Here is a 25,318-nt window from a genome sequence, read left to right as displayed (position 1 = left end):
CAGAATTAGAACGAGTGTTTAGAAAAAGATGTGCCATTTATTGACATAGGAGCAAATTAATATCCTTAAAACTTGTAGTTATTGACTTGAGTATTTACATTTTACCCCAACATGATAAACTTTATAAGGATTATTACAATATAGGAGCCGAATACATATGCAAAATAAAACGTTGCACCTCATTTTACAAAGTTTAGTTTTAGGTATTGCTGGAATTATAGTAATATTTTGTTTTTTTATTCTTCTGAGAATTGCACCCTTTGGAAATAGAAGTTTAGTTGTGGCAGATGCAAACATACAATATTTAGATTTTTTTTCATATTTAAAGGATATATTTTCAGGGAAAAATAGCCTCAACTATTCATTTAGTAATTCTCTAGGTGGTAGCAGCATCATTTTGCTTAGTTACTACCTTTCGTCACCAGTCAATCTATTAGTAGTTTTTTTCAGTAAAAGTTCATTAAATAGTTTTTATGATTTAGCCGTTGCGATAAAAATGGCACTTTCAATAGCAACCTTTAGCTATTATTTAAGAGTTCGTTTCAAAAATAAACTAAGAACAATTTTTATTATTCTTCTTTCTCTTTGTTATGGATTCATGCAGTATAACATCGGACAAAGCAACAACATCATGTGGCTCGATGGGGTCTATATGTTACCACTTATTTTACTAGGTGTTTGGCAAGTATCTCGGGGAAAATCCTCTTGTATTCTTGCTATTTCATTAGGCTTATCATTAATTTTCAACTGGTACACAGGAATTATCAACGGACTTTTTTCCTGTTTCTGGTTATTATTTGAAATTACTCTTTCTCCAGAAAACATACCCATTAAGCATCAACTAAGATCCTTTGCTAAAAAAATTGGTATCTTTGTTATTTGGTCATTTCTTGGTTTGATGCTAAGTGCATGTCTTCTTTTACCAACAATTTATGCTCTTAAAAATGGCGCACGTGGAGCTTTTGATTGGAGCTTACTAAAAAATGCATTCAATGGTAGTTTTCTAACGACTATTGAAAAATATTCAATTGGGACTTCAAGTACTATAGATGGGGTTGCGCTTTATTGTGGTAGTTTGCCTATCGTAGCACTCTTTGCATCTATCTTATCTCACAGAGTTACCACACACAAAAAAATAATTATACTAACTATGACTGCTATTGTACTAGCTATTATTTATTGGATGCCACTTTCATTGTTGTTCTCCCTTATGAAACAAGTCGATAGTTATTGGTATCGTTATAGTTATGTAGCAAGCTTTTTCTTAATATTTGTAGCTGCTGAATATTTCTCAAATCTTCATTTTGATAAAGAAGACCGTATGGATATTATTAAGGGATGTTTTTCATTTGCGGCAATACTAATATTGCTTTACCAATTCAAGAACTATATAACCATTAACCAATTGAAAGCGACTTTAATAACGGTTATAATAACAACATTTTTACTTTTACTTAGTATTTCCTTGAAGAACTCAAAATTAAAAAAACTAGTAACATTGGGACTAATCTTCTCTGTTATTTTTGAACTTGGTTTAAATGCAAAACAATTATGGTTAATTTCCACAAACCCAGACATTTCATACTATAAAGGCTATGTTTCTCGCCAACAAAAACAAATCGATGCATTAAAAAAATATGATTCGTCAAACTATCGAATTTTGCAAACATCTAGTCGACAAAAAACAAAAGATAATTTAACAGCAAACTATAATGAGGCATTAGCATTTAATTACTGGTCTCCTGCTGGTTATGTATCGAATATGAATCCTAAACAGCTTGAGCTACTCAGTTTACTGGGACACAGAACTGAGCAGGAGCGTATGAGTATCGTTAACTCTCCAGTCCTCGCTTCGGATTCGTTGCTCGGTGTAAAGTATATCCTTTCTGATTATAAAATTAATGGATTGCATAAAGTCCGATCAATAAAGAAAGTAAATGGTAAGACAGTTTACAAAAATCCTTACTATCTTCCCTTGGCATTTACTAACCCTACGAACATAACTGCTAATCTAAATACTTGGAATACGTTTGAATATACTAACAGTTTCTATACCGAACTAGTTGGAAAAAAACTTGATCTTTATGAACCCGTACAACATACAACTCGTACAAATCCTAACGGTACAATTAGTTATATTTTAAATTCTAAAAATAAAAAAAATTTGCAGCTTTATGGCAATATAATTTGGAGTCAGTCCAATAATGGCAATCAGATAAATGTCAATAACGTTTATTCTACTGGTTATGCTAAATGGCTTTCACCTTCACTTTTTTATATCCCTACTGGAAATGGACAACAACAGGTAACAATTAATACAAATATTCAGCAAAGTGCTATTACGACACAGCAGTTTTATAGTCTAAATCTCCAAAAACTAAAAAAGATTACAAGAGAAATACAGCAAAAATCGCAAAAACTATCCTTTAAAAATGGTAATATCAGCAGTTATATATATTCTAAAGAAAATACTTACCTTTATTCTACAATCTCCGTAGAACGTGGTTGGACAGTTAAAGTAAATGATAAAGTCATTCACCCTCAAGTTTTTGCCGGTACTTTTATGAGATTGCCTATTAAGGCTGGAAATAACAAAATATCCATGACCTACAAAACTCCATATTTGGGATTAGGGATAATAATATCCATTTTATCAATAATCCTAATAATTATGTATTTGATAATTATTAAAAAATATATTTAGAAACCGAGTAAAAAGATACATTTCTATTCAAACTTTTATAATAAATGTATGCCATTGTATGCGATGCGAGATGAGTATTGACCCCTAATAAAAAGCTTCATTCGGAAATTCTTAATATATTTTTTGACATTTTAATAGATATAGGTATACAAAAAAGATTGTGGCATGAAGTTTCTTACTACAATCTTTTTTACATAGCTATTTATTTTAAATTAACTCCCTGCATAACTTTCTAATCAATCACATTTTTTCTAATTTTAGCTCTTACAAACCAGACTACAAAACCTACCCATGTAAGTACACTAAGTATTGCCCCAAGAAAATCAATCACTGAATATTTATATCTTATTGTAATAGCACCTTTACCTTTGGATTCAACTAACATGGATCCTCTGGTACTCTTTTTAACTTGGATTCTTTTCCCATTTCGATATGCTACATAATTCTTGTAATATGCAACTGGTAAATCAATTTTCTCTGCATTTTTAACTTTTTTATCCGTAAATGCTAACTGATTAGCACTCGGTTTGATTTTTTTTAAGGTTACCTTTTTATTATCAATAATAGCTACATGCTTAATAAAATCATTCAAAAATTTAGTTGCATGTTTAGGTGTATATTGATCTGTATACATAGTCCCGTTAGAAATATTGCCGTCATTAGTCATTGCAGGAGCTGCAACATACTGTGACTCAGTTGCTAATTTTTGCATACTTGAATACCAACAAGAAAGAATTCCTATTAATACCATAATAAAAACAACAAAATTTCTTCTAGATATTTTATCATAGGAATTCAGGAACAAATCAAATAACCCCGCACCTACAACTGCGTACAGTAGAGTGGGAATTGCTAATAACCTAAATGTATACTGGATAACCATTACAGGTGTGGATTGCAATAGAGACCATGGAAAAAGAGCAGAAGAAAATATAAATACAACAGTTGCAATTATATAACTTAACTTTTCAAAAGATTTTAAATTCTTGAAAAAAATAGCACCTAAAATAATAATAATAATTGATGTTAATCCAACACTATATGACGCAACAAGATTTTTTTGTACACTATTCTCAAGAGCCGAAGTTACCATTCCTGAAAAGGTCTGTGCATTTTTAGCTAAGTTTGTCGGAGTCGGAATATTATAAGCCTGAAATAATCGTTGTTCAATAAAAGGAAATAAAAAAATTGCTGAACTACAAATTGTAGCTACTCCTGCTGTCATTAAATACTGAAACTTTCTAATCCGATCATCTTGTAATATTAGATTAAATATCAGGATAATGCACAAAACAATTGCTATGATAAATGCAGTAAGAACATGAGACAATAGAATGAACGAGAAGCCAATTGCCAAATAAGGCCAGTCTTTGTTTTTCCCGCTTAAAATTGCATAAAGACCATAAAAACACAATGGCAAGAAAGTCATTGCAAGATACTCACCCATAGCAAAACGTGAGAAGGCGTCAACAGTTCGATACGTTGCAAACGCATATAATATTGCACCGACATAAGCCGAACTGCTACTTTTTCCTAGTTTTCGTAAAGTGTAATAGGTAATTATTAGGGTGATAAGCGTAAAAAAAGCTATCCCTGCATATACACCTGTAACTGCATTTTTAAAGAAAAAAGTAATTACTGAAATTACTGAAATTGTTATTTGCGGATAAAAAATTCCTAGCGGAAATGCAATTTGACCAAAGGTAAAAGTATACATAAATGGCATAAAAACGCCATGAGCTAAATTTCTTTTAATCTCAAAAATTCTGTCTATTTGATACCAAGCATCATCACCGTTGAAAATCATTCCTTTAGTTAATAAGGGTTGAACAAATAAATAACTCAATATACAAAATGATATAAAAATACCTGTTATTTTTAATATCGTTTGCATATAGGTAGCATCTTTTAGTTTATAACGAAACATTATAAATCTCCTTTAATTATCTTCTGTAAACTTTTTTGAATAATCATCTTGCTCAATGGTATATCGTGGACGCATTTTTACCTCTTTAAATATCTTCCCGATATATTCTCCAATCACGCTAAGACAAATCAATTGAATGCCCCCGATTACCCAAATTGAAGCCATTAATGAGGTCCAACCGATTTCAACATTACCCTCAATTTTACGTATAATCGAATAAATAAATAAAATGATGCCTACTACAACAATAAATAGTCCTAAATTTGTAATTAATCTGATTGGAACTGTCGAAAATGAAGTAATTCCGTCAAAAGCAAATTTAATCATTTTTTTCAAAGGATACTTTGATTTCCCTGCAAAACGTTTTTTTCGAGCATAATAAACTTTGGCAGACTGGTATCCTATCAATGGAACCATGCCTCTCAAAAAAAGATTGCGCTCCTTAAAATCAAGCAGAGATTCTACGGCCCTTTGACTAAGTAAACGATAATCTGCAGAATTAGGCACCAAACTAACTCCTAATCTACCCATCACGTTATAAAATGCCATTGCAGTTTGTCGCTTAAAAAAGGTATCAGTTTTACGACTATTTCTCACTCCATATACAACTTCATTACCTTCATAATATTTGTCAATCATTTCATAGATAGCGTTTATATCATCCTGTAAATCAGCATCAATCGTAATTATCATCTGAGAATATTTTACAGCTATTGTCATACCTGCCAGTAAAGCATTCTGATGTCCAAAATTCCTACTAAATTTTATCCCTGTTACATACTCAAAATCTTTTTCAAACTTTTTTATTAATCCCCACGTTTCATCCTTACTCCCATCATCGACAAAAAGTAATTTACTTTGTGCCGCAATTTTACCTTCATCAACAAGTTTTTTTAGAACTTCCCCAAGTCTTTTAACTGTTTCCGGTAAAACTTCTTGTTCATTGTAGCAAGGAACAACAATGGTTAGAAGTTGATCGCTATACACGCTCATATTCATCCACCAATCTATAATATATATATTAATTTTTCCTTGCAATATCAATGAAAATTATTATAACGTATTCTCAATTAAATACCCCCCCAAAAGTATTGATACGACCCTCATCGTCTATGCTACGAATAAATACCTTTTAACAATAACTATAACATCAAGATATTTCAACTACTATTTTTAATTAGTGCACAAAAGTGTTATATGAGTATTGCCTCAATTGTATTCTTTTCAACACAATAAGTTCAATATGCAAAATGTAAAATAAATATATGCGTAAAAAATTAATACAGAATTTGATTTTTAAAAACTATCGAAATGTAAAAATTTTTTTAATCATTATGGCTTTTTGCTATATAATATTAATCAAGGTTAACATTAGCATATTACTTAACAAAGATTGTTAGATAATTAAGCAAATGTTGTAACCTAAAGCCCAGTACATTTATACTGGTCATTAGAATTATCAGACCTTTTTATTTTGAATTCATTCTGCTTAACTCTAGTCTTAAATTGCCCACAAAATTTTTTAATAACTATACTGTAATTAATTTAATATCGAAAAAATGAAAGTCTTGATAATTTAGAGTACAATAGTGAAGGGATTATATCGTTTTTGAATCGGGGGAGAAACTGTGTCGACTTTTTATCGTTTAAAACAACAACGCAGTAATATATATATAATTTGTCTAGCACTTTTTTTATTTTTAATGACTATCCAACTTAGTTACTTTGTACCAAAGATAGTAACCATGAATCAGCTTTTTTTCTTTACAAAGATCATAGCATTAGTGGTTGGCTTTAAGTTTTTTATATTAGATGATCTAGTTTTTAGAAATAAAGTAATTGCCTTTGGACTCCTTATTGTTTTCTATCTAACAACAAGAGTTTCTCATGATTCTAATGTTTTTTATTATTCGCTTTTTATTATTGGTGCGTATGATGTAGATTTTGAAAATATTTTAAAAACTTATCTTGGAGTCGAGTTATTCTGTGTCTTTATAGTAATCATGTCCTGTGTATTCAAAGTTATTCCAGAACAAATTACTACACGACTTGATAACAAATATGTTTTGCGTCTGTCATTAGGTTTTTTGACTCCTACTGACTTTGCTGCCCGCATCTTCTATTTAATGACAGCTTACTACGCATGGCGTAAGCTGCATCTCAAACTATTTGAACACTTGATTAGTTTGGGATTGATCGGGATTGTTTTTGTACTTACAAATTCTCGACTAGACTTTGCATTAATGTTGCTGCTTTGGCTGATTGGACTAAAAGCCGTATGGTTTGAACATCTGATTGATGTAATCAAATTTCGTGGATTAGCTATTTTTGTGTCTCTTTACATTTTTATCAATATTCTATTAGCCTACACCTACAATCCACGTTGGCTTTGGTCGCAAGTGCTAAATCACTTGTTATCTAACCGTTTATTTTTTGGATCTATCGCGTTGAAGCAACATGGTGTCTCGTTGTTCGGTAAACACATCATTGAGATAAGTAACGGAACTATTCAACCACATCCTCCTGCAGACTACTTTTATGTTGATTCTTCATACATTCGTCTTTTAGTGATTTCAGGAATTCTTATGTCTGTGTTTGTTTTACTACTCATTTTTTACCTGCTGTATAAGCTTCACAAGTTAAATTCTTATTCTCTTCTAGCCTTTTTGCTACTAGCAATTATTAGTTCGGCTATTGATCAACACCTAGTTGAAGCCTCTTATAATATTGTTTTAACAGCCGCATTCGCGTATGTTAAGGTTGAGGAAAATCATTCGAAAAGACAACTAAAAATGACAACTTAAGTGAAAACCGGAGCTGGTTCAAAATATGACTTTTGAACCAGCTCCTCTATTTATTCCGTATAAAATTATTTTAATGATTAATTTATCAGCTTCAGCTAGTTATCAGCAGAAAAAAATATCCTAGTAATATTTATAAAAACCAACTAACTTATTAATGACATTAATGTCATGATACATAGCCCTACTCACAGCTTCAACTCACGAAGAACCCATATTTTTAGATTTTTGAAACCAACAAATAATCCTAAAACCAATAATGGTATATAAAGACCATATAATCCAATTATTTGTAAAGTACTTGCTATCAAAGGATAGGATTCTAAGAATAGGCATAGTACACAAGCTATAATGCTGATAAGTTGAGTACCAGCGAACAGCTTTACAAATTGCAATTGATTATCAAACAGCAGTAGCAAAATAAGTAAACAATTAGCAATAAACAAAGAACCACAACCAACTAGTGAACCAAACGCATGCAGGCAACTATGCCAATTGGCAAAATAACTTCCAGAATAATCGAACAATGCTGAAAAAATACAATCACCAATTCCATAAATGACTACAAGTGATACAAATAATTTAGCATTTTTTTTATTGATAGGTTTCAAATATTGATAATAAAAAGGAGTACCTAAAATAAATAATATCCCATCAATCAGTTCCCACTGCTTAAAAAGATGCCTAGTTGGCATGCCAGGAGCGCCAAAATCACTCAATAAGGCTACATGCTTGCCAGTAGTAAAAATTCCTAGGATTGCGGGCAAACTTATCTCCCTACAAATAGCAAGAATCATTAAAATAAAACTAAAATTTATATATATTTGAATTGCTTTTTTTGTCATTTTTCACACTCATTTTGAAATTGATATCTATCCTTATTCTAACCATTTTCAATGAATGTGTCTAAACAACATTAATTTCTAATAAATTAAAAACTACCTGCGTTCTTTATTGCGCTCTTGTAGTTTTTGATTTACCCGATTCACATTCTCAGAGATTTCCAATTTCAATATGAACCAAATAATCAAATAGATTCCGACAAAGGTTAAGAAGAAATTGATGAATCTTTGCCAGATAGGCCAATTATTTATCCAAACCATCAGCACTACTAAGCAAAAGGTACCTAAGAAATGAATAAATAACTCTATCAGATACGGCCATTCAGCTACTTCGAAAATTAAAGATAATATTCCGATTAGACCACTAATTACTAACACGCTCAAAATACTTAATGTCGTAGCGTTAGGTTCTATCTCAAAAGCAATAAATAAAAGATATATAGTTGCGCCAAAACCTACTCCTATTGAAAAAGAAGTTGTTAGATCTCTAAAGAACTTCAGCATTCCGATCACCTCTCATCCTTATAATCCCAAATGTCTTTCAAGATCGACTAAGAACTTGCGGCTGACACTGGTACGCAAGTTCTTCTCTAACCGTGCAGTCATTGCCCCAGCAAAACTATCTTCAAGAGCAATCAAATAATCAATGTTGATTACTGCATGTTTTGATACTTGAACAAATATTTCATTGGGAAGCTTTTGCATGAATTTATACAATCTTTCCTGCAACACATACTGATCTGTGACTGTTTCAATTGTTAATGTGTCCTTTTGTACATCCGCTAAAATAATATCTTCTACCTTAATGATTATGATGCGATCAGCCGTTTTAACTGGAACTATCTTACTTGATTTCTGGCCGGCTCGCTTAATATACTCTATCAAAGTCCTTGTTTCATCACTTTGTCTGCTTGCTTTTACAACAACATCAATCTCATCTTGCAGCGTATCATCTTGTTCGAATCGGACATTCATATAAATTCACTCCATACTGACTTTTTGTTTTCTTTGATAACGGATATTAATAATAACAACTACTAACAACAGTGCTAGTGTAACACCAACAACTATTGCCATGTCCTGACCAAGCGTTGTTAGATGTCCATTCAAAGTAATTCCAACACCTAACTTTTTCTTCAAGTCATCTAAGATATTTGTATTAATATTTTTCAGTATATCATGCATTAACAACTGTCGATAGATTGATGCTACATAAGCACCAGGAGTTAACTTGACGAGATTTTGCGCAAATTCCGGCAATACACCCACTGGAATATATGTTCCCACCAGAAAACCAGACATTGCACCAACAATCGAAGAAAATTTTCCAACGGTATCAACGCTGCGCATGAAAAAGACTAATACAAAGTTAAGCAGCGCCGCCGAAAATGAAGACAAAATTGCAACAATAAGCAACTGCAAACTGATCGACCATTGAATTTGGGTTCCATCAATTTTATTGAAATAAAAAATCATTATCAAATAGAGCACCACTTGGAGTACTGTTCCAATGATTGTTGCTGACACAATATAACTAATTTGAATCCTCAGGCGACTTAAACCTGTTAAAATCAGATCTTCGTACACATGACGTTCTGAATCAGATGCCATTCTCGATAATGCACTCAAGGTTGTTGTAATACCTGTCACAGCCAATGTGCCTCCAATCACCCAAAGATCAAGCATTCTTGCGGGATGCTGCAATTGTTTCCATGAATCAAGCATGTTTGCTTTTAAAAATATAATAAACAATACAAATGAGATCAACGCACCTAAAAGTGAGAAAAAAACTCCGGCACGATTACGAAAAAACAGTTTTAGATTTCTTTGAATAAGTGGCAGCATTTTATTGCAGCTCCTTTCCAGTTAAATTCATAAATGCATCATCAAGTGTTCCCCTATGATACTCAAAATGCGTGATTGCTTTTTGGTTTACATGTAAGAACGCAATTGCATCTTGTACAGAAATATCAATCTTACGATACAAATTTAAACCTAACTCTTGAAAGTCTGCGGGTAATATTAATTTTTCATTAGTTTCGATTTCCAGATAATTTGCCGTATTTTCGGCAATAATCGACTGTGCTGAACCTTTGGCAATTACCTTGCCATGATCGACTATATAAACCAGACTAGCATCTCCGGCTTCTTCCAAATAATGAGTTGTTAAAAAAATTGTCAAATCGTTTTTTTCTCGTAACTCACTCAATAATTGCCAGATTGCAGATCTAGTCTGAATATCTAGCCCCGTAGTTGGTTCATCTAAAAATAAAAAATCTGGATTATTCAGCAATGCCCGTGCAATATCAACTCTTCTCCTTTGACCACCCGATAAGTTGCCATAAAGTTCATTGCTGAAGTTTGTTAGTCCAAGTAATTTAGTGAACTTTGCAATATTTTTAACTGATTCCATACCCTGCATTTTCGCACGTAAAATCAAATTTTCATTAACTGTTAATTTTTCATCAAGAACACTATTTTGAAAAACAACACCTACCCTTGGCTTTCTTCTTTGTCCGCTATCATCTAAATACTCAATCTTTCCCGAAGTTGGTTTTAAGATTCCGATTAGCATTGAGATTGTTGTCGACTTACCCGCACCATTATGCCCTAAAAAAGCAACTAGTGAATGTGCAGGAACTTCAATACTAAGGTTATTAACTGCAGTTCTTTGACCATATTTTTTAGTCAAACCATTTGTAACCATTTTCATCATATTCACGCTCCTATTTTTGCTTATTAAATATAACAAGTAAGAAGTAGTAATTGTTTGAATTAAGGACAAGAAGTGCATTCAAAGGGATAAGGTGTTTTTATCTGTAGATGAAAATCCATTAAAAAATGATTGTCAGTACCATTATTTTTACAGTCGATCTATCACTGGTAAAATCAGAATTTTACTTTTCTATTTTCCAATATCCAAGCACATGCCGAAATTACATCGTTAGTTTCAACCACATTGTCAAAGTGATAGTCATTCTCAGATTCAACCCTACCTGTTGCAACATGAATACCTAGAATTTTCTCGGTATCGGCGAGAAACATATCAGACTTGTAACTGTCCCCAATAATTACAGATGATTCGTTAAGAAAATCATATTTTTTATAGGCTTGTTCAATCAATCCCCGTTTCGGTTTACGACATTTGCAATTTTCAAATTCAGTATGGGGGCAAACAAAAACATCGTTAAACCCAATTTTTAACATTGATTTTTCAAAGTCGTGATAATCTAAATCGCCAAAATCAATATGTGTTTGGTTTGTTAAACAGTAAACTGCAATATTTTCTTGCTTCAATGATTCGATTGCTTCTGTAAAACCATCATAAGGTCTAAACTCTTCGATAGATTGGAAATGACCATCTCCACCAACAGTTCCATCCCTGTCTATAAATACAGTAGTAATCATTTATTCTACCCCCTAGAAAAAATCTTAGGTTCAGTTTTATTGTGTAATTAAATATCACGATAATGATTATTGAATAAAATCACTCCAATGACAACAAGCGCAATGAATAAGCCGCAAACCGTAGAGATAAATGCATTTCTAGGTATCATAACTACATAGAAAAATAAATTAGCAATTACAAAAGTAATTAAAAAAATAACAAATAATTTTATTTTTCCCATTTTTGGCTTATCATCCATTGCTGCCGTGACTTTCTGACTTAATATTCCAAATGAAATCATGCCAATCATAAAGACCGAATAAAGTGGATTATTAAAGGAAAGGACTGAATCAAAAATACTTTTACTGTCATATGCTTGTACAACCAAGAATATCAAGAGAACCAGGTTTTCAACTAAAAAGGCCTGCTTAATACTTTTAAGATATTCGATTTTTAAACGCTCATCATTTACTTGTTTCATGCTGTATCTCTCCTTCATCTATCCAAAAAATTTCGTCTAACGTTTTGTTAAGCTGGTAACATATTTTTAAACAAAGGTTAATTGTCGGATTGTATTCCCCTTTTTCAATTAGACTCATTGTCTGTCTTGTTACACCTACATTGCTCGCAAGTTCCTTTTGCGTTAATTCAGACTCAATTCGAAAAATTTTAACTTTATTATGATTTTTCATTTTTGCACCTTCAATCGTAATATATATATTACTTATGTAAATTATACATTACATATTTTTTATAGTAAACAAAATTTTTACGCAAGTTATTTTTTCAATATTTCTGGTACGGACCAAAGTATAATTAAGTTGACTTTAAGCTGCTTTACGTTATCATAAAAGTATGAACAAGAAGATTAAACTCAATCTTAAGGAGATAACTATAATGACTCAAGATTACTCATCACCCGCATATTTGAAATTAGTCGATGCCTTTTGGCGTGCTGCTAACTATGTATCTGTTGGACAGCTATATTTAAAAGACAACCCTTTACTTGATCGTCCATTAACTGCTGACGATGTAAAAGTAAAGCCTATCGGGCATTGGGGTACAATTGCTGGGCAAAACTTCATTTATGCCCACTTAAATCGTGTCATCAATAAATATGATTTAAACATGTTTTACGTTGAAGGGCCTGGTCATGGTGGTCAGGTCATGGTCTCAAATTCTTATTTGGATGGCAGCTATACAGAAATTTATCCAAATATCACACAAGACACTGCTGGAATGAAGAAACTATTCAAGCAATTTTCATTTCCCGGCGGAGTCGCATCACATGCTGCACCAGAAACACCAGGATCAATCCATGAAGGTGGTGAACTAGGTTATTCATTATCTCACTCTGTAGGTGCGATTTTTGATAATCCTGACTTGATAGTCGCTGCTGTTGTTGGTGATGGTGAAGCTGAGACCGGTCCACTTGCCACATCTTGGCAATCAAATAAGTTCATCAATCCCATTAATGATGGTGCAGTCTTGCCTATTCTTGACTTGAATGGATTTAAAATTTCAAATCCAACAATTCTTTCACGTCAAACTAATGAACAACTGCAAGAATATTTCCACGGAATGGGATGGGATCCAATTCTGGTTGAAGGAGATGATCCGGAGAAATTGCATCCTGCCATGGCAAAGGCTTTGGATAAAGCAATTGAAAGTATTCATACAATTCAAAAAAATGCACGTGATAATAACGATGCTACCCTTCCAAGTTGGCCGATGATCATCTTCCGAGCACCAAAAGGATGGACTGGTCCAAAGGAATGGGATGGTGAACCAATTGAAAAATCATTCCGTGCTCACCAAATTCCAATTCCTGTAGATCAAAATGATATGCAGCATGCAGATAAATTAGTTGAATGGCTTAAAAGCTATCGTCCAGAAGAACTATTCGACAAGAACGGCAAGTTAAAAGAAGAAATTGCAATAATTGCTCCAAAAGGAAATCAACGTATGGGAGCAAATCCTCATACAAATCCTGGCAGCTTGATCAAGGACTTGATTCTACCCGACTTTCGCGATTACGCAATTGATACTGGAAAGCAAGGACAAGAGATTGCACAGGATATGACCGTGCTTGGTAAATACTTGCGTGATGTAATCAAACTAAACGCAAAAAATCAAAACTTCAGAATTTTTGGACCTGATGAAACAATGTCGAATCGCCTTTCACCAGTTTTTGAAGCTACAAATCGTCAATGGCTTGAAAACATCAATGAACCCTTTGACCAATTTTTGGCTCCTGAAGGTCGTGTGATCGATTCACAACTTTCAGAACATCAAGATGAAGGCTGGTTAGAAGGTTACGCATTGACAGGAAGACATGGACTGTTTGTCAGTTACGAGGCATTCTTACGCGTCGTTGATTCTATGCTTGCACAACATTTTAAATGGTTGCGCAAAGCCAAAGAACAAACTTGGCGTAGTGAGATTCCTTCACTGAATGTTATTGCAACTTCAACAGTGTTCCAGCAGGATCACAATGGCTATACCCATCAGGATCCTGGTATTTTAGGACATTTGGCTGATAAGAAACCAGAATTTATTCGTGAATATTTGCCGGCTGATGCTAATAGTTTATTAGCTGTGATGGCTCACGTATTGAATGACCGTGAAAAAATCAATTTGATTGTTTCTTCGAAGCACCCACGTCAACAGTTCTACTCTGCGGCTGAGGCAAAAGAATTAGTTGATAATGGTCTTAAAATTATTGATTGGGCCTCAACCGATGATAATGCCGAACCTGATTTAGTAATTGCTGCAGCTGGAACTGAACCGAATTTGGAAAGTCTTGCAGCTATCTCGATTTTGCACGGAGCAATTCCTGAATTAAAAATTCGTTTCATCAATGTAGTTGACTTGTTAAAACTACGCAGTCAAAAACTAGATCCACGTGGACTAAGTGACTCAGAATTTGATGCGTACTTTACTCAAGATCGCCCTGTAATCTTTGCTTTCCATGGTTATGAAGGACTCATCCGTGATCTATTCTTTGACCGTCATAATCGTAATCTTTTTGTTCACGGCTATCGTGAAAATGGAGATATTACGACACCGTTTGATATGCGTGTTCTTAATCAAATGGATCGCTTTGACCTTGCGAAATCAGCTGTGTTAAGCTTACCAGATGCTGAAAAATATGGTCAACTTGTTGCTAAAATGGACAGTATTATTGCTAAACATCATCAATTCATCCGTGACGAAGGTGTCGACTTGCCTGAAGTTGAAAACTGGGAATGGAAACCTATTAAATAATAATCAATTAAAAAAACACTGACAATTTCGTCGGTGTTTTTTTTATCTTATTCAATTTCAAATTCTTTCAAAAACATTGTTATCTTATTTCTAACCATTGCATGCTTTTTAGAATCATACAAATATTTTTTATCACTCCAATGATTTGCACTATATAACCATACAGCTTTTCTTAATTTTTCAGGCTCTTCTTCTTTATATCTCGGAAAAACATGTGCATGCAAAAAGTTGTCAGTATTTCCTAAAATATCATAGTTAATTCTGACAGCATCTGTTGCCTGCATTACGGCGTCGCCTAGAATGCTCATGTCCCTTAAAAAAAGTGTACGTTCAGTCAAATTTAGCTCATTGAGCGAATTAACCTCTTTCTTTGGTAGCAATACTGAGTATCCTTCAAGAAATTGTGTATCTCCAAAAACGGCTATTCCACCCTCTAATTCGGCCATTACCATGGGATTAGTTCCGGCAAGGGCTGATCCTATTCGGTCCTCAAACCATTGCTTTGTCACAAATATCACGTCCTTCAAGAATCTATTAAAAGGCCCTTCTCCGTTTTAGAAAAGCATTATCGACGTTCTCAAATTGCAACTTTGGATAATAACTCATTGCTGATTCAGCAGCTAATAATACTAAAGAAACATCTGGCCCGATTTGTTTAGTCAATTCCTCAACCAAACGCTTACCAATTCCTTGTCTTTGATATTTTTTATCAACTGCTAAATCTGAGAGGTAACAAGCATAGCTAAAATCTGTGATGGCCCTTGCAACTCCAACTAACTCCTGCTTATTATCCCAAGCAGTCCAGATTACGGAAGCATTTCTAATCATTTTTTCCAACCTAGGTAAATCTTCAATTGGTCGATGTATTCCTGAGTTAGCAAATAACGTTGCCAGTTGTTTTGCAGTTATTTCCTTATTATTTGAATAAGTGATCAAGTTATTTGCTTCCTTTCCTAAAGGGTTACTTTTTGTTAAATTTTCGTTTTAACCACCCTTTAAGTTTTAGATACGCTAAATACTGCTTACGCGAATTCTCAATTCTTCGATAACGTACTCGATTCTTTTTATAAAAATCTTGATGGTAGTTTTCCGCTGGCCAAAATTTTTCTGCTTTACGAATTGGTACTACAATTGGTCTGGTAAATTTTCTTGATCGTTCAAGCTTTTCTTTCGAAGCATTTGCGACCTTCCTTTGTTCTTCATCTCTAACAAAGATTATTGGTTGATAATTAGCACCACGATCGTTAATCTGTCCACCATCATCAGTAGGATCAATCAACTGCCAATATAATTCTACTAGTTCCTGGTAACTGATCACTTTTTTTTCGTAGATGATTTCAACTGCCTCGACATGTCCAGAAGTTCCCCTGCTGACCTCATCATAGGTTGGATTCTTACTCTGACCGCCAGTGTATCCGGAAATGACCGCGATGATGCCAGGTCTAGTTTCAAATGGTTCGACCATACACCAAAAACAGCCTCCAGCAAAAATCGCACGCTCAATATCTGGTCCATCATCTTCAAAATGCTTCGTTAAATCAAAAGATTCAATATCTTGTTTTTCTCCAGAAAGTTTTGCATAAAAATCAGTTATATCGGGTGTTAAATTATTGCGGACCGCAAGTGGCCTCAAACGATATTCAAGTTCTCCTAATGCCTGTTCCTTGTCTGTTCCATTCTCAATCTCTAATTTACACTTGAGCAGTTGTTTTCTTTCCCACTCTCTTGTCGCAACGTTTAGTATTAGGTTATAAATCTCATCTAAAGTTATATCGGACCGCTTCATTTTTTCCCAACTTTCGCTTAGTTTTGAAAGTAAAGTATTGTAGCATCTTCTTATAATTTTACTTAATAACCATTGTCATATCATTAATTCAGCAACTTTTTTTAAAATTATTTGGTCATTATTATCATTACAATTTTCTTTCATTATGATGTCATGCTTGCTAAAATAGTCTTTTTCGCGCCACCAGCTTCTTAACTGTTCAGGTGTAAATGAAACTTTTTTTTGCTATTATTTTTGACGGTTTGTTCAAAAGAAATATCTAGATAGAAGAACAAAACCTTTCCATTGAATTCATTAATTGCCTTCATGAGCATCTCTGAATAAACATCTTTCCTCAAAATTCCTTCAAGTATTGTTATATGGTAGTTTTGTTTTCCAAATTCGAGCATCTTTGCCATTAATTTGATTGAGGGGTTACCCACATGATCATCTGCATGCAAAATATTTCTTCGAATAATATCCTGCTGAATCAGAAAACTATTCTTTGTTCCATAATAATTTTGAATTTTCTTTGCCAAGTAGGTTTTTCCACATCCTGAATTTCCACGAAGTACAATTAGAACAGGTTTACTCAAATCTCCATCCTTCTTTTACTGTGTATTGCATTATGCAAATTAATTAGTAAGATGTTTTTAATTTTGCAAGCACGTTGCTGTTTGTAAATTGCCATATGCAATTAGTCATTTAAATTATATCTTAACTTCATTTTTTCAGAACCAGCTATCACCATTTCTCCCAATAACTTGGTTTGCAATCTTAAAGCTTCATCTGCAAGCTTTTGGTTAGCATTTTCAAGGTATTTTACAGTTTCATCTTTCTTACCATTAAAATATTTATCCGTATCGTTTTGGATTTTACGATAAATACTCATAGCTTCTAATTCATAACTATTGCGCATATCAACGTAAAAATCATAATCAGTATCCCCTAAGAGCGCAGTCGTGCAACTCAGCCAATACATATTATTGAGATTAAACGTTCCATCCGCATCTTTAAAACTTGCTGGAGTATCAGTAACCATCGCATAAAATGGAACAACTGTATTAAAAGTATTTGCTCCAAAGGCCAGCCAATGTATTCCCGCTAATTCAGAAGGAACATCATTTCTAATTTGTAAAATATGCACATTATGGTTTCTGTTGATGCCAATAGGTCTAAACAGTGTTTTTTCTGTCTCTGTCCCCGAACCATAGACATCATATTTTGTATTCTCAAAATGTGAACTTAAAACATACTTGACATCTTCAATTGAAATTTTACGATTTGCATGACAGATAAAAGGTTGTTCCTGATCCATTGGATCACTTGTATTATCTGGATTAAAGAAACGTTGCCCATACCACGTTCGCGGATTATTATATACTGTATCTTTGATTGATGAGCTGCCGAAGATATGACGCAAGTTAACTTTATCAAAATCTGGATTCAAATGATATTTATTGATCATTTCTTCCAAATCAGCCGATGACATCGTATCTTCCGAATTAAAATCAAATTCATCAATGTTCATCCGATTAGGTGCAACAACATATGCATCATCAGGAATTCTTTTGGCTGCCCAATGATGTCCACCAATTGTTTCTAACCACCAAATCTCATCTTTATCTGAAAAGGCTATTCCATTAGGTTCATAAGTACCATATTCTTCAAGTAACTCACCGAGTCGTCTAACACCTTGACGGGCGTTATGAATATAAGGCAACACTAACGTTACTAGGTCTTCCTCACCTATTCCACCAGGAACGAATGGATCTGCTCCCAAAACACGCGGATTAGTTGTAATTGTTTCGGTAGCTGACATTGCAATATTTTCACTATTAATTCCAGCTGTTGGCCACGTACCATTTGTCAATATTGCATTTGGAATAGAAGTGTAACTCAACGGATTATCTGGTAATTTGATACTTACTTTACTAATTACGGATTCATAATCTCGTGGTTGTTCACCTGATGTTACAACTACAAAACGTTGTGGATCAAGTGCTTCATGACCATCATCATTTCTCGAAATAATTGTTGACCCATCAATTGATGCTTTCTTTCCAACTAAAATTGTTGTACATGAACCATGTATTCTTTTTGCCATTGCCAACTGCACTTCCTTTGTATTTATGGTTACAATTATACTACTAACTCTGACATGAAAAAATGAAATAAGACTAAGAGTTAAACTAAGAATTAATAGTTAGAATTATTTTTAAATCAATTTGATAATCTCGGCAGCAACTTGTTCGGGAAAATCCCAAAACAAATAATGGTTGTCACCCACACAAATTATCTTAGTCTTATCTGTTGTATATTCTGAACGTTCATATTCTTCTTTTCTGAATTTTTGAGTGAAAATAGTCACTGGAATCTCTTGTGAGAATCTTATTTTTTCATATTTAGAAACGGATTGTATCAATTCTTCTTGCTGCTGAGCGCTTTTACTTTCTGAATCTCTTTGATCATCTTGATAATAATGTTTCCATAATAATTTATTTTGTTCCTTTGAGAAATTCTTTTTAGTTTGCCTTTGCATGTTAGTAATTAATTGTTCTTCAGTCATATTCTTAAATTTCTTTGCTTGTTCAACATAGCCTTTTTCCTGAGGCGGATTAAAAAAAATTTCTCTTGTTGTTGGTTCAATTCCAATAAATCCGTTGAAGTTCTTAATCCTATTAGCAATTGGTAATGCCAATATTCCACCCATACTATGTGCAACAATAATCACTTTTTTTGCAGTCTGCTTCTCGATAATTGCTGCTAAATTTGTAATGTCTTCTTCAAGTACATAAACTTTTTTTGTTAATGAACTCAATCCTGAATTTAGATAGTCAATTGCTAAAATACCAACATTCTTAGGAAGTCTTGTGATTATAGGAACGAAGTTATCAAATGTATCAAAGCCACTTGCACCACTCAAAAAGACTATCAAAGTTTTTCCTGTACGCACCGAAATTTTATAGTTTCACAAATCTGTTTTGAATAATTCATTATGCATACACATCACTACTTTCTAAAAAATATTTAGTACCCTAAAAGCCTCAAAAGCAGACTTTCATCTGCTTCTGAGGCTTATTAAATGAATGATTCTTCTCCATTATTTTACTTAGAAGTCAAAATCTTTTAACTATACTATAATTACTTCATGCTAGTGGATGTCAATGAAAGGCTACTCCAAAATTCATTGTTCTTTGGACTAACATCATAACCCTTAACACGCTTGTTAACAGGTCCCCATGTGTAACTAAATGTATCTGGAGCATAAGCGGCCTGTTTGTTCATATATTGCTGCCATTCCTTGAAGACCTTAACTCTATAGTTTGAGTTCCATGCTTTTGAGCCATTCATTTCATTTAGCAGTTCTGTGTTCTTCTTTGAAACAAAATGCCCCATATTATAGACAGCATCTACACCGTATAATTGCGTGGGTGTTGGCTCAGAGGATAATCCCCATGCAGCTACATAGATATCAATTTTATTTTGAACGGGTTTTTGAAGTGTATCATAAAAACTATTCATTTCCATAAGTTTACCTGAGGCTAAGACAACATGCAGACCAACTTTATGCCACTGTTGCAACATATCCTGATACTCTGCTTTTTGAACAGCTGTGCCTTGCATAGCACCAAAATAAATTGTCAGTTTTTTACCATTAGGTTGTACTCTCCACTTGCCTTTTTTCTTATAACCCGCATCATCGAGAAGCTTATTAGCTTTCTTAATATTCAGTGGGAAACCTACAGCAGATTTATCAAAATATTTCTTAAAAATAGGTGGAATCAAAGTTGTAGCTCTCCATGAAATACCATTACCAAATTTCTTGCTAAGTTGATCTAGGTTAAGAGCATACATCATTGCTTGACGCAATTTTACATTTGCCATTTTTGAATTCTTATCCATAACATTCTTCTGTTTTTTCGTATCATAATGTCCTAGATTAAATCCAAAGTAACTGTATGATAGACCAGGTTGACCAACTGCTGCATAGCCCTTTTGACTCTTTAATTGTTTGTAATCTTGACCGCTTAATCCGCCTAATACAAAATCGTATTTCTTAGTTTGGATAGCTTTTACAATATTACTTGTTGAAACAACATTAACAACAATATTTTTAATAGATGGTTTCTTACCATAATAATAAGGGTTCGGTGTCCATGATGTAGATTCACCTTCAACTACTTTATTTAATTTATAAGCACCTGTAAAGATTGGACTCTTACGCAACTTCGCAGATGAAGCTAGTTTAGCAATTGGAATATCCTTTATATATTCATAAGGTTCGACTGTACCCCAAATGAATGAATTTCCAGAATATTGCATGCTTGGTGACATACGGCTGAAATGTATAACAACTTTTTTACCATTTTGCCCATTCGGATATGTAAATCCTGAAATCGTACTTGATTTTCCATTATGGTATTCTGACATACCCTTTATGGCTTCAAAGTCTGAAGAGTACTGCGAAGAAGTTGTCTTAGGGTTCGCAATCACCTCATAAGCATATTCAACATCTTTTGCAGTAACTGCCATTCCATTTGACCACTTCGCATCTTTTCTGATCGTTATAGTTGCAGTTTTGGACTTCCTACTTAATTTAAGGTTTGCTAACCCACCATCAATAATTTTATAATTGTTATCAACATTAAATAAAGAGTCTCCTCCACCTGGTGAAAACACATCCTGATCCTCCATATTATCTTGTAAAATAGGATCAGTAATTCCCTCAAATGGAGAATCATTTGCTTCTGCAACTTTCAATGTACTTTTGCTGTTTGCTGAAGCATTGGTTTTTGAAGTATTATTAAAGGCTGCTTTTAAATTCACTTGCGTTGTACTACTTGAATTTGAACTACTTGAGCTTGAACAAGCAGTCAAAGTTAACCCCATTAACATTGACGCAGCTACTGCTATTATTTTTTTCCCCTTACTACTATGCATGAACATTCCTCCCATATTAACATTAAGAACCAATTTGTGCCACATACTAAACGAACCACCTCCCCAATTTATAATTAATTCTATTTAGAATGGCGCTGAGTCGAATCGGCTGAACGTCTAATAACTTGACCTATGTAACTAATAGCCAAACATAAAATAATAATCTCAAGAGCTGCCGGAAGCCAAGTCCACCAATACTGTGTTATGTTATTCGGATCGTTCGCATTTGCAATTAATGAACCTAACGATGGTGTATTGTCTGGCAATCCAAATCCTAAATAGGAGAGCCCTGTTTCTACCCCAATATTTTCAGCAAAAGAAAGTGTTGTATCAATTATTATTAAAGAAGAAATATTAGGCAATATGTTCAAAAAAATTATCTTCCATGAACTTGTTCCAGATGTCTTTGAGGCAGCAACGTAATCCTTCTTTGCCTCCGAAAGCGTCCTAGATCTAATCAATCTTGATGTACCAAGCCAATAAAAGAAAGAAAATATTAATGTCAAAGTTACAGCATTATACTTATCAATAATTGTCACTAAAACAATAATCATCATTGTCATAGGTAACATCATCATAAAATCGTACACACGTTGCATAGTCCAATCAATAAAACTTCCAAAATAACCTGAAATAAGTCCCCAAGCAATTCCCCATGTTGAAGAAATTAAAGTTAGTCCGATCGCAATACCTATCGAATTTCTTGAACCAACAACTAATTCTTTAAAGATAGATCTACCACTGGTATCACTGCCTAAGAAAAATCCATCTTGCAGAGGCGGAGTTAAATAATCCATTATGTCTGTCTTCATTAAATCATTGACATTTATAAAAAAAGAATAGATTATAACAAATAATATAAAGCCAACAACTAAAACTAAAGCAACAAGTGCTGGTTTATCTTCTTTAAATTCTCGCCACAGAATTTTTCCTGCAGATGGTGCAGCACTTTTTTCAGCATCTTTAGTCAATCTGCTCAATTCTTTAGAATCAATCTCTTGAATAAATTTATCATTCATTGATTAACCTCCTTACTTGATTCTTATTCTTGGATCAACAATGCCTAAAATAATATCCGAAAGCAAGGTGCCTAACAAATTCAATATTCCAAATAACAACACTAAAGCAGTTATAACAGTATAATCTCTATAACTAATTGAATTTATGAATAAAAGACCCATCCCGGGATACGAGAAAATACTTTCAGTAAAAATTGATCCATTGAGCAAGCCCGTTATTGAATACCCACCAAATGCAGCAATAGGTAAAAGAGAATTTCTCAAAATATGATTTTTATATATTTTTTTCTCTGGTACGCCTTTAGCTCTGGCGGTTTTTACATAATCTGAGTGTTTAGCATCAATAACTTCAGATCTCAAATATTGAACAATATTAACAGTTCCAAACAAAGCACCCAATAAACCAGGAAGTATCATATGATATAGTCGAGAGCCAAGCCCGCTGAAAAAACCATTTGAGGTAGCAGAAATCGACCCAGTTGTAGGAAACCAATTTAATACGTATCCAAAAATCCAAAGGCCAACGACTAAAATAACAAAGAAAGGAATACAGAAGGTCACATAAGTATAAATCCTTATTATAGTATCAGGTAATTTACCTTCATTCTTGCCTGCGTAGACACCCAACGGTATAGCAATCAGGTATGTCAAAACCATAGTGAAGATGGAAAGCCATAATGTATTGATTGCTCTTTCCCCAATTAATGTAGACACTGCTTCGTGATATTGATAACTTTGTCCTAAATCTCCATGAAATAGATGCACTACCCAATTCCAATACTGTTGATACCAAGGATCATACAACCCATTAATTTGCATTAGATGATGAATTTGTGCTGGGCTACTTCTTGGATTGATAGAACCGGTAAATGGATCACCTGGCATCATTTTAGCTAGTACAAAAACTAAAATACTTAACAAAATAACTTCAGGAATCATTATAAGAATTCTTCTTAAAATAACTTTCCACATTATTTAGCCACCTCCTCAAAAAGTTTAATATTATTATCAGTAATAAACTCAGGGGACAAAGCAACATAGTGACTTTCTGATACTCTTTTTAGCGGATAAGGGGCTCCCTCTTTCGTATAATATAAATCTCTTTTTTCATTAAATTCCTTTTCTATATGAATTCTTTTTTCCTTATTCACACTTCGAGAGGTTACATCAATCTTAGGTATTGCAGCTAAAAGTCTTTTAGTATAAATATGTAGTGGGTTCTCATAAATATCCTTTCTTGTACCAATTTCAACTAGTCTTCCTCGATTCATAATTGCAATTCGATCACACATATGACGAACAACACCTAAATCATGGGATATGAATAAATATGATATTCCGAATTCTCTTTGAATTTTTTTTAGAAAGTTCAACACTTGCGCCTGTACAGATAAATCCAATGCTGACACAGGTTCATCTGCAACTATCAACTCAGGATTAGTAGCAACAGCACGCGCAATGCCTATTCTCTGCCTTTGGCCTCCCGAAAACTGATGAGGATATTTATATAATGCATCAGAGTCTAATCCGACAATTTCTAGTAACTTAAGAACCTTTATCTTTTCTTCATCTGCTGACAACTTTTCAAAATTACGAAGAGGCTCTGCAATTATTGTTTCAATTCTTTTTCTAGGATTAAGACTAGACATTGAATCTTGAAAAATCATTTGTACATTACGATTATAATCACGTCGACTTTTTCTACTCTCTCTTACAATATTTTGGCCGTGGAAAAGAACACTCCCTGACGTAGCTCCCTCTAATCCAACAAGAGTTTTCCCAATTGTCGTTTTACCTGATCCAGATTCACCCACCAATCCAAAAGTTTCTCCCGCTTTTATTTCGAAGGAAACTCCATCTACAGCCTTGACGTTATCTACAATTCGATTCCAAAAACCACTTCTTACAGGAAAATGTACTTTTAAATCTTTGACTTCTATTAAATTCATCAACACCCCTCCTTTTCAATACACTATTCATCTGGAAAATAAAAATACTTATAACAACTGCACCTTACCTCATGTCCTTTTTCCACCTCATGCATCATAGGCTCCTCTTCATGTTGTGAAGTGGGAATCCATGGAATCCTCGGAGCAAATGCATCACCATGATCCGGCAGATTTTCTAACGAAGGTACACTTCCAGAAATAACATATAAATCATCATTGATCCCATCATTTTGAGGCATAGAACGGAGCAATGATCTTGTATAAGGATGCTGAGGATTATTAAAAATTTGCTGCACTGTACCTTTTTCAACAATCTGTCCAGCGTACATAACCGCTACATTATCAGCCGTTTCAGCAACTACACCCAAATCATGCGTAATTAGAATAACTCCACTATGATTTTCATGTTGAATATCTGAAATCAAATCTAAAATTTGGGCTTGTATCGTAACATCCAATGCTGTTGTCGGTTCATCGGCAATTAATAAATCTGGTTTACAAGCTATGGCAATTGCAATAATCACACGTTGCCTCATTCCACCAGATAATTCATGAGGAAACATGTTTGCAACTCTTTTAGGATCAACAATTCCGACTTGATCTAATAACTTAATAGCTTTTTCGTCTTTCTCTGACGCTGAAAAATCAGTATGATGAGGCTGTGACATAACTAGCCTCTGTATAAGCAAATAGGACGAGAAACCGAATTTTG

Annotated in this window: 24 protein-coding genes; 3 read left to right on the top strand and 21 right to left on the bottom strand. The window is 33.7% G+C overall.

What is annotated here, in order from left to right; translation table 11 throughout:
* Positions 1 to 157 precede the first annotated feature (157 nt).
* Positions 158 to 2,704, top strand: coding sequence for a YfhO family protein (locus IV36_RS10400; RefSeq protein WP_056992304.1), 2,547 nt, complete (start codon positions 158 to 160; stop codon positions 2,702 to 2,704).
* A gap of 232 nt (positions 2,705 to 2,936) precedes the next feature.
* Here the strand turns inward: IV36_RS10400 and IV36_RS10395 are convergent, their stop codons facing one another.
* Both IV36_RS10395 and IV36_RS10390 read right to left on the bottom strand, forming a co-directional pair.
* Positions 2,937 to 4,631, bottom strand: coding sequence for a 6-pyruvoyl-tetrahydropterin synthase-related protein (locus IV36_RS10395; RefSeq protein WP_056992302.1), 1,695 nt, complete (start codon positions 4,629 to 4,631; stop codon positions 2,937 to 2,939).
* A 12-nt stretch (positions 4,632 to 4,643) separates the two neighbouring features.
* Positions 4,644 to 5,630: a glycosyltransferase family 2 protein gene (locus IV36_RS10390; protein WP_056992310.1), complete on the bottom strand. Its 987-nt coding sequence runs from the start codon at positions 5,628 to 5,630 to the stop codon at positions 4,644 to 4,646.
* Between the two features lie 629 nt (positions 5,631 to 6,259).
* On the opposite strand from IV36_RS10390, the gene IV36_RS10385 reads away from it, so the two are divergent.
* On the top strand, positions 6,260 to 7,435 hold the full coding sequence (locus IV36_RS10385) for a hypothetical protein (protein WP_056992300.1): 1,176 nt from the start codon (positions 6,260 to 6,262) through the stop codon (positions 7,433 to 7,435).
* A 185-nt stretch (positions 7,436 to 7,620) separates the two neighbouring features.
* Here IV36_RS10385 and IV36_RS10380 read toward each other — a convergent pair whose 3' ends face one another.
* The 8 genes from IV36_RS10380 to IV36_RS10345 all read right to left on the bottom strand — a co-directional run bounded on the left by IV36_RS10380 (position 7,621) and on the right by IV36_RS10345 (position 12,354).
* Positions 7,621 to 8,277 (bottom strand): DUF998 domain-containing protein, encoded by a 657-nt coding sequence (locus IV36_RS10380; RefSeq protein ID WP_056992299.1) that lies wholly within the window; start codon positions 8,275 to 8,277, stop codon positions 7,621 to 7,623.
* A gap of 93 nt (positions 8,278 to 8,370) precedes the next feature.
* On the bottom strand, positions 8,371 to 8,778 hold the full coding sequence (locus tag IV36_RS10375; protein WP_056992297.1) for a DUF3021 domain-containing protein: 408 nt from the start codon (positions 8,776 to 8,778) through the stop codon (positions 8,371 to 8,373).
* A gap of 18 nt (positions 8,779 to 8,796) precedes the next feature.
* Entirely contained in the window at positions 8,797 to 9,249 is a 453-nt protein-coding gene (locus IV36_RS10370; RefSeq protein ID WP_056992295.1) for a LytTR family DNA-binding domain-containing protein, read from the bottom strand.
* Positions 9,250 to 9,255: 6 nt separating this feature from the next.
* Positions 9,256 to 10,119 carry an ABC transporter permease gene (locus IV36_RS10365; protein WP_056992293.1) on the bottom strand — a complete coding sequence of 288 codons (864 nt, stop codon included), beginning with the start codon at positions 10,117 to 10,119 and terminating at the stop codon, positions 9,256 to 9,258.
* Between the two features lies 1 nt (position 10,120).
* Positions 10,121 to 10,987 carry an ABC transporter ATP-binding protein gene (locus IV36_RS10360; RefSeq protein WP_056992308.1) on the bottom strand — a complete coding sequence of 289 codons (867 nt, stop codon included), beginning with the start codon at positions 10,985 to 10,987 and terminating at the stop codon, positions 10,121 to 10,123.
* Between the two features lie 176 nt (positions 10,988 to 11,163).
* Positions 11,164 to 11,682, bottom strand: a complete 519-nt coding sequence (locus IV36_RS10355; RefSeq protein WP_056992291.1) for an HAD-IIIA family hydrolase — start codon at positions 11,680 to 11,682, stop codon at positions 11,164 to 11,166.
* 47 nt (positions 11,683 to 11,729) lie between these two features.
* Positions 11,730 to 12,143, bottom strand: coding sequence for a hypothetical protein (locus tag IV36_RS10350; protein ID WP_056992288.1), 414 nt, complete (start codon positions 12,141 to 12,143; stop codon positions 11,730 to 11,732).
* On the bottom strand, positions 12,127 to 12,354 hold the full coding sequence (locus tag IV36_RS10345; protein WP_056992287.1) for a helix-turn-helix transcriptional regulator: 228 nt from the start codon (positions 12,352 to 12,354) through the stop codon (positions 12,127 to 12,129). Before IV36_RS10345 ends, IV36_RS10350 begins: the two co-directional genes overlap by 17 nt.
* A 205-nt stretch (positions 12,355 to 12,559) precedes the next feature.
* Between IV36_RS10345 and IV36_RS10340 the strand changes: the two genes are divergently transcribed.
* On the top strand, positions 12,560 to 14,929 hold the full coding sequence (locus tag IV36_RS10340; protein WP_056992285.1) for a phosphoketolase family protein: 2,370 nt from the start codon (positions 12,560 to 12,562) through the stop codon (positions 14,927 to 14,929).
* Between the two features lie 47 nt (positions 14,930 to 14,976).
* On the opposite strand, the gene IV36_RS10335 is transcribed toward IV36_RS10340, so the two are convergent.
* The 11 genes from IV36_RS10335 to IV36_RS10285 form a co-directional block, all read right to left on the bottom strand.
* Positions 14,977 to 15,381 carry an HIT family protein gene (locus IV36_RS10335; protein WP_187328450.1) on the bottom strand — a complete coding sequence of 135 codons (405 nt, stop codon included), beginning with the start codon at positions 15,379 to 15,381 and terminating at the stop codon, positions 14,977 to 14,979.
* An 82-nt stretch (positions 15,382 to 15,463) separates the two neighbouring features.
* Positions 15,464 to 15,865: a GNAT family N-acetyltransferase gene (locus tag IV36_RS10330; RefSeq protein WP_056992280.1), complete on the bottom strand. Its 402-nt coding sequence runs from the start codon at positions 15,863 to 15,865 to the stop codon at positions 15,464 to 15,466.
* 25 nt (positions 15,866 to 15,890) lie between these two features.
* The gene (gene msrA, locus IV36_RS10325; protein WP_056992278.1) at positions 15,891 to 16,715 is read right to left on the bottom strand and encodes a peptide-methionine (S)-S-oxide reductase MsrA; all 825 of its coding nucleotides are present in this window, start codon (positions 16,713 to 16,715) and stop codon (positions 15,891 to 15,893) included.
* Between the two features lie 191 nt (positions 16,716 to 16,906).
* Positions 16,907 to 17,290: a zeta toxin family protein gene (locus IV36_RS10320; protein ID WP_235810311.1), complete on the bottom strand. Its 384-nt coding sequence runs from the start codon at positions 17,288 to 17,290 to the stop codon at positions 16,907 to 16,909.
* A 101-nt stretch (positions 17,291 to 17,391) separates the two neighbouring features.
* Positions 17,392 to 18,801, bottom strand: a complete 1,410-nt coding sequence (locus tag IV36_RS10315; RefSeq protein WP_056992277.1) for a C69 family dipeptidase — start codon at positions 18,799 to 18,801, stop codon at positions 17,392 to 17,394.
* A 111-nt stretch (positions 18,802 to 18,912) separates the two neighbouring features.
* On the bottom strand, positions 18,913 to 19,632 hold the full coding sequence (locus IV36_RS10310; RefSeq protein ID WP_056992275.1) for an alpha/beta hydrolase: 720 nt from the start codon (positions 19,630 to 19,632) through the stop codon (positions 18,913 to 18,915).
* A gap of 206 nt (positions 19,633 to 19,838) precedes the next feature.
* On the bottom strand, positions 19,839 to 21,638 hold the full coding sequence (locus IV36_RS10305) for an oligopeptide ABC transporter substrate-binding protein (RefSeq protein WP_056992306.1): 1,800 nt from the start codon (positions 21,636 to 21,638) through the stop codon (positions 19,839 to 19,841).
* A gap of 80 nt (positions 21,639 to 21,718) precedes the next feature.
* On the bottom strand, positions 21,719 to 22,657 hold the full coding sequence (locus IV36_RS10300) for an ABC transporter permease (RefSeq protein WP_056992273.1): 939 nt from the start codon (positions 22,655 to 22,657) through the stop codon (positions 21,719 to 21,721).
* Positions 22,658 to 22,669: 12 nt separating this feature from the next.
* Positions 22,670 to 23,629 carry an ABC transporter permease gene (locus IV36_RS10295; protein ID WP_056992271.1) on the bottom strand — a complete coding sequence of 320 codons (960 nt, stop codon included), beginning with the start codon at positions 23,627 to 23,629 and terminating at the stop codon, positions 22,670 to 22,672.
* Positions 23,629 to 24,606 carry an ABC transporter ATP-binding protein gene (locus IV36_RS10290; protein ID WP_056992269.1) on the bottom strand — a complete coding sequence of 326 codons (978 nt, stop codon included), beginning with the start codon at positions 24,604 to 24,606 and terminating at the stop codon, positions 23,629 to 23,631. Before IV36_RS10290 ends, IV36_RS10295 begins: the two co-directional genes overlap by 1 nt.
* 23 nt (positions 24,607 to 24,629) lie before the next feature.
* Positions 24,630 to 25,318, bottom strand: a 689-nt coding sequence (locus IV36_RS10285; RefSeq protein WP_156648664.1) for an ABC transporter ATP-binding protein, incomplete at its 5' end; no start/stop codon positions are given.

Source organism: Liquorilactobacillus mali (genome assembly GCF_001437155.1).
Lineage (GTDB): Bacteria > Bacillota > Bacilli > Lactobacillales > Lactobacillaceae > Liquorilactobacillus > Liquorilactobacillus mali_A.
This window is presented reverse-complemented; position numbering and strand designations above follow the sequence as displayed.